The sequence below is a fragment of the Nostoc sp. MG11 genome, from assembly GCF_014904695.1.
Taxonomy (GTDB): Bacteria; Cyanobacteriota; Cyanobacteriia; order Cyanobacteriales; family Nostocaceae; genus Komarekiella.
The window spans coordinates 1-773 of sequence record NZ_JACXXN010000206.1; the positions used below are offsets into that span (position 1 = coordinate 1).

1 protein-coding gene is annotated in these 773 nt (G+C 42.9%); it reads right to left on the minus strand.

From position 1 onward, the window contains the following. The coding region (locus HCR01_RS40645; RefSeq protein ID WP_320073275.1) for a glycosyl hydrolase family 79 C-terminal domain-containing protein at positions 1-752 on the minus strand (752 nt) is incomplete at its 3' end. Between the last annotated feature and the right edge of the window lie 21 nt (positions 753-773).

The window sequence follows — 773 nt, forward strand, 5'->3', positions numbered from 1 at the left end:
TTTGGGAGGGTAATGAGCGCTGCACTGGCTGCGGGTACTAAAACCGAATAATAGTTTCCGGATTTTTGGATGTTTTCAAAGGAGCCAGGTGTCCACGAACCATCAGAGTTAACGCTACTGCCACCTAAGGTGATATTCGAGGTACTACTAAGCGACGGGGCACTTAAACGCAAAGCTGATACTACAGTAATTCTGTCCTGGAGGTCAATTAAAACTTGGGCACTCTGTGTTTCATCCTTATTAATTAAAGTAAGCATCACGTTGTTGTTCCATCCCAGCACAGCATATACTTTTAAGTTGAGAGTGTTTTGACTGATAGTTATAGGTAAAAAACGTCCCTGACTTGCAAGTTTGAAGAGTAGTATTCCATAGTAAAGCGGTCGGGCGAAGAAATTTTTGTTAATCTCTTCTGCAATCGGTGTATAGAGTCCCAGACCACCACCGTGAAAATTTACGCCCATTGCTTCGTTTTGCGCGAGAATAAACATAAAATCGGTTGCCCACAAAGCTGCTGCAAATACATTGCTGACACCCTCTTTTCCACCACTAAAAACAGAGTTACTCTCAGTAATTCGATATTTCAAACCCTGTTGTTGAGCAGCTATACGAAGGTTTTGAAGCAAATAGTCTAAACGTTGATCAGGACTCAACAAATTACTAATCGTTACGGAGGGATTGTTTGGAGGGCCCTTTGGATAGTGGTGCTGTGTTAGCAAGCTAATTCGAGAACCCATATCCTTTGCAAAAGGCACTGCCCATGTGCCGTAAACCGC